1 protein-coding gene is annotated in these 5,588 nt (G+C 69.7%); it reads right to left on the bottom strand.

Annotation, left to right across the window (positions count from 1 at the left end; genetic code table 11):
- On the bottom strand, positions 1-5,556 hold a 5,556-nt coding region (locus tag G5C51_RS39465; protein WP_165245341.1), incomplete at its 3' end, for a non-ribosomal peptide synthetase.
- Positions 5,557-5,588: the final 32 nt, after the last annotated feature.

The raw sequence follows: 5,588 nt of genomic DNA on the forward strand, positions 1-5,588 counted from the left end.
GGTGTCGGGGTTGAGGTGGCGGAGCATGCCGTAGCCGAGGCCGTCGCCGGGGACGGCGCGCAGCTGCTCCTTGATCCGCTTGACGGCCTGGCCGGCGGCCGGGCCACCCTCGCGCAGCTCAGCGAAGTCGACCGCGCCGGCGTCGAGCCGTACCGGGTGGGTGCTGGTGAACCAGCCGACCGTGCGCGTGAGATCCGCCCCCTCGGACAGCGGAATGCGGCCGTGGCCCTCCACATCCACCAGGAATCCGCCGTCCGCGTCCTCCCGGCCGCCTCTCCACTCGGCAATCGCCGTGGTCAGGCCGGTCAGGAGGATGTCGTCGACGCCGGCATGGAAGGCTGCCGGGACGGTGGTCAGCAGCGCGGCCGTGACGTCGGCAGAGACCTGCACCGAGACCTCGGTCATCGAGGCGCCGGTGTCCCTGGCCGGGTCGACGGGACGCGGGGTGAGCAGCGGGTATCCGTCGCGCAACAGGTCGGCCCACTGGGGTAGTTCCGCCTCGCGGTCGGGGGTTGTCGCCTGTGCGGACAGCTCGCGCGCCCAGTGCCGGAAGGATGTCGGCACCGGTTCGAGTGTTACGTCGCTGCCGGTGGCCAGGGCTGTACAGGCCGCTGCGAGATCCGGCAGCAGCACCCTCAGCGAGACCGTGTCCACCACCAGGTGGTGGATGACGAGCAACAGGCGTCCGGGCGTGGCGGAGCCGCCGTCGAACCAGATCAGTTGCGCCATCACGCCCGCCGATGGGTCCAGCCGGCGTATTGCCGCTCGGGTCTGTTCTTCGATCAGCTGGTCGAGGGGGGCTTCGGTGGCGTCTACCCGGTGCACCCATCCTTGTGCGGACGTGGTCTCGGGCACCACCAGGCGCCGCTGCGGGTCTGCTTCGAGGCGGGCGCGGAGGATGTCGTGGTGATCCACCAGTGCCTGGACGGCCTGGGTGAGGACGTCGAAGTCCAGATCGGCCGGGGTGGCTACGAGGCTCGACAGGACAATGTCGTCCACGCTGTCCGGGCCGGCGCGGTCGAGGAGTTCGTGCATGACCGGGGTGAGGGGTATCTCGCCGATGCCGGGGGCGCCGCCGCCGGGCGTGGGTCCGTCCGTGTGCGTCGTGGCGACGGCTGCCAGGGCGGCGGGGGTCAGGCGCTCGAAGACCTGCCGGGCGGTGATCACCAGCCCGGAGCGGCGGGCTTGGGACACGAGGAGCATCGACATGATCGAGTCGCCGCCGAGCTCGAAGAAGGAGTCGTCGACGCCGACCTTTTCCAGGCCGAGTATCTCGGCGAAGAGGGAGCAGAGGGTCTTCTCGGTGGGCGTCTCCGGGGTACGTCCTTCCCTGCTGGTGGCGTCGGGGGCGGGCAGGGCGGCGCGGTCGAGCTTGCCGTTGGGTGTGAGCGGCAGGGCGTCCAGGGGGACGACGGTTGGGATCATGTATTCGGGCAGGCGGGAGGCGGTGTGCTCGCGCAGCTGCGTCGTGTCAATGTGGGTGTCGCTGTCGGGGGCTGGGACGACGTAGGCGACGAGACGCCGCTCGCCCGGCCGGTCCTCCCGTACGAGCACGGCGGCTTGGCCGACCGATTCGTGGGCGGCGATGACGGACTCAATCTCGCCGGGCTCCACCCGGAACCCGCGGATCTTCACTTGCTCATCGGCACGACCGGCAAACTGCAGGGTGCCGTCGGTCGTCCAGCTGGCCAGATCCCCGGACCGGTACATGCGCCCACCGGCACCGAAGGGGCAGGCGACAAATCGTTCGGCAGTCAGGTCCGGACGGCCGACATAGCCGCGGGCCAGACCGGCCCCGGCCACGTAGAGCTCGCCCGTTACGCCGGGCGGCACCGGCTGCAGGAAGCCGTCCAGCACAAACACCTGGGCATTGCCCAGCGGGCGCCCGATCGCCGGCGCCACATCCTCGGCAGTGATACCTGCATCCACCGGCACCGCAGTGGTGATGACCGTGGCCTCGGTCGGCCCATACGTATTCCACACATCGGCCTGACCGACCCAACGGGACGCAAGATCGGCGGTCAACCGCTCGGCCCCGAGCACCCAGTTGCGCACTTCCGGCACGGATGCCGGGTCCAGCACCCCGAGCAGCGACGGCACCACGCTGGCCACGCTGACACCGGCGTTACGGATCATCTCTGCCAGCAGCTCCGGCTCCGTACGCTCACCGCTCGCGGCGATCGCCAGCGTTCCACCGGCCGCCAACGTGACCGCCACATCGAGCACAGCAGCGTCGAAGCTGAACGACGCGAACTGCAACGCCACCTCACCCGCAGCCACACCCAGCACCGGCCGCATCACCTCGGCGAGATTCACCACCCCGCCATGCGCGACAGCCACACCCTTCGGACGGCCCGTCGAACCCGACGTATAGATCACATACGCCAACTGGCGCGCATCGATGGGCTCCGCCAGCGGATCAGTCGGCTCCGCCGCGATGACCTCACGACGCTCGGCCAATAGCGCGCTGTCCAGCACGAGTTCGGCACCACAGTCGGCGACCATGAAGTCCAGCCGGTCCGCCGGATACTCCGGGTCCAGCGGCACGTACGCACCGCCCGCCTTCCACACCGCGAGGATGGCGACCACCATGTCCACCCCACGCGGCAGCCGCAGGCCAACCCGGACCTCACGACGTACCCCACACCCGCGCAGATACCGCGCGAGCTGATTCGCTCGCGCCTCCAACTCCGCATAGGAAAGCGCCTCATCACCACACCGCACGGCCGTCGTCTGCGTCGACCGCGCCGCCTGCGCCTCGAACAGCTCCACCAGCGAACCCGCCGGCACCGGCCGCTCCGTGTCATTCCACCCATCGACCACCAGCGACCGCTCAGCCGCCTCCAGCACCTCGATCTCACTGACCCGCGCATCCGGCCGCGCCGCGATCTGCTCCAGCACCCGCACCAGACGATCGGCAAGCGCCTGCGCCGTGGCCTGGTCGAACAGATCCGTGGCATACAGAATCCCGCCGGACAGCCCAGCCGGAGCCCCGTCCTCGCCCCGCTGCTCGCCCAAGGTCACCGACAGATCGAACCGGGCCGCCGCATCCTCCGCCGACGGCATCGGCTCGACCTCGAGACCCGGTAGCTCCCATCGTGCGGCAGGCACATTCTGCAGCGCGATCATCACCTGGAAGAGCGGATTACGGGACAGCGACCGCGACGGATTGAGGTCCTCCACCAGCCGCTCGAACGGCACATCCTGATGGGCATACGCAGCCAGATCCGTCTCCCGCACCCGGCCCAGCAGCTCCGTGAACGACGGATCCGAACTCAGATCGGACCGCAGCACCAGCGTATTGACGAAAAAGCCGGCCAGATCGTCCAGCGCCGCATCACCGCGACCCGCCACGGCCGTCCCGATCGGCACGTCGTCACCGGCACCCATGCGCGACAACAGCACCGCGAACGCGGCATGCACCACCATGAACATCGTCGCCCGACCGCGCCCGGCGATCTCCACCAGGCGCGCGTGAGTCTCGGCATCGACCTGCACCGGGACCGTACGCCCCTGGAACGACGGCACCGCCGCCCGCGACCGGTCCGTCGGCAGCGCCAGTTCCTGCGGCGCCCCTGCCAAAGCCTCCCGCCAGTAGGAAAGCTGCGCGCTGATCACGCTCTCCGCGTCATCGAGTTCGCCCAGCACCTCGCGCTGCCACAGCGCGTAGTCGGCGTACTGCACCGGCAACGGCTCCCACCCCGGCACGCGCCCCGCGCACCGGGCCGCGTAGGCGACCTCCAGATCACGCGCGAGAACACCCATGGACCAGCCGTCCACCGCGATGTGATGCGCCACGATGACCAGCACGTACTCGGACGGACCGTGCACCAGCAACCGCACCCGCCACGGGAGATCCACGCTCAGATCAAAGCCAACACCGGCCTGAGCCGCGATGATCTCCGTGACCTGTTCCTCGGCGGCCTCCACGACCGTCAGCGGGGGCCGTCCAGCGCTCCCCTCCACGATCTGCTGATACGGAACGCCGTCATCGGCCGGGAAGATCGTCCGCAGGCTCTCGTGCCGGTCGGCGACATCGCCCAGCGCCGCCTCCAGCGCCGCCACATCCAGCTCACCGCTCATCCGTAAGGCGAACGGCATGTTGTACGCGGCCCCGGCACCCCGATCCGTCTCCTCCAGCCGGTTCAGGAACCACATCCGCTGCTGCGCGAACGACAACGGCAGCACCTCAGGCCGCGCCTGCGGCCGGAGCTCGCTTCGGGCCACGCCCTCGATGCCACCGACGCGTACCGCCACCTCGGCGACCGTCGGTCCCACGAACAGATCCGCGATACCGAGCTCGGTCTCCAGGGCCGCGCGGATACGGGCGATGAGCCGCATCGCCAGCAGCGAGTCACCGCCGAGCTCGAAGAAGGAGTGGTCCACGCCGACCTTCTCCAGGCCCAGCACCTCGGCGAACAGCCCGCACAAGACCTCCTCCACCGCAGTCGCCGGCCCACGGCCACCTGCCGCTGTCTCGAAGGCGGGGTCGGGCAGCGCTGCCCGGTCGAGCTTCCCGTTCACCGTGACCGGCAGCGCCTCCAGCACCACCACCGCCGCCGGAACCATGTAGTCCGGCAGCCGGTCACGGACGAAGGCCTGCAACTCCGCGCCCTCCAGGCCGTCTTGCTCCGCGATGACATAGGCGATCAGGCGTTTGTCACCGGACTGGCCCTCCCGGGCGATCACCGCCACCTGGCCGACAGCGGGATGCGTGGCGAGGACGGTTTCGATCTCGCCGGGCTCCACCCGGAACCCACGGATCTTGACCTGCTCATCCGCCCGCCCGCCGAACAACAACTCCCCTGCAGAGGTCCAGCGAGCCAGATCCCCCGTCCGGTACATGCGCTCATCCACACCGAACGGGCAGGCAACAAACCGCTCCGCGGTCAGACCCGGCCGCCCCAGATAGCCACGCGCCAAGCCCGAACCGGCCACATACAGCTCGCCCATCACACCCACCGGCACCGGCTGCAGGAACTCATCCAGCACAAAGACCCGGGTGTTCTCCCGCGGCCGCCCGATCGGCAACACCCCCGGCGTCGCCTCCCCGGGCTCTATCGCGAACGTCGTGGCGCACAACGTCACTTCAGTCGGCCCGTACAAATGCCGCACCACCACCGACGGCCCACACGCAGCCCGCACCCGCTCCACCGCAGCCGCCGACACCACATCCCCGCCGGTCAACACCTCACCCACACCCGCCAGACAGCCGGCATCCTCCTCCGCCAGCACACCCAACAACCCGGCCGTCACATGCACCGCACCCAGACCGTGCTCAGCCACCAGATTTGCCAGCACCCGCGCATCGACCCGACCCGGCGGCGCCACCACCACACACCCGCCACGGACCAACGGCACCCACAACTCAAACGTCGACGCATCAAAGGCATGCGGCGCATGAAAAAGCACCCGCCGCGCATCCCCCCAGCAGCCATCCGCCGCCAACGCAGCCACCGCGCCATGCGTGGCCACCACACCCTTCGGCACCCCCAACGACCCGGACGTGAACATCACATACGCCACATCCCCCGGCCCCACCACCACCGACGGCACCCCGTCCAGCCCAGCCGCCAACTCCCCGACCG

This window comes from Streptomyces coryli (genome assembly GCF_011044975.1).
GTDB classification, from domain to species: Bacteria; Actinomycetota; Actinomycetes; order Streptomycetales; family Streptomycetaceae; genus Streptomyces; species Streptomyces coryli.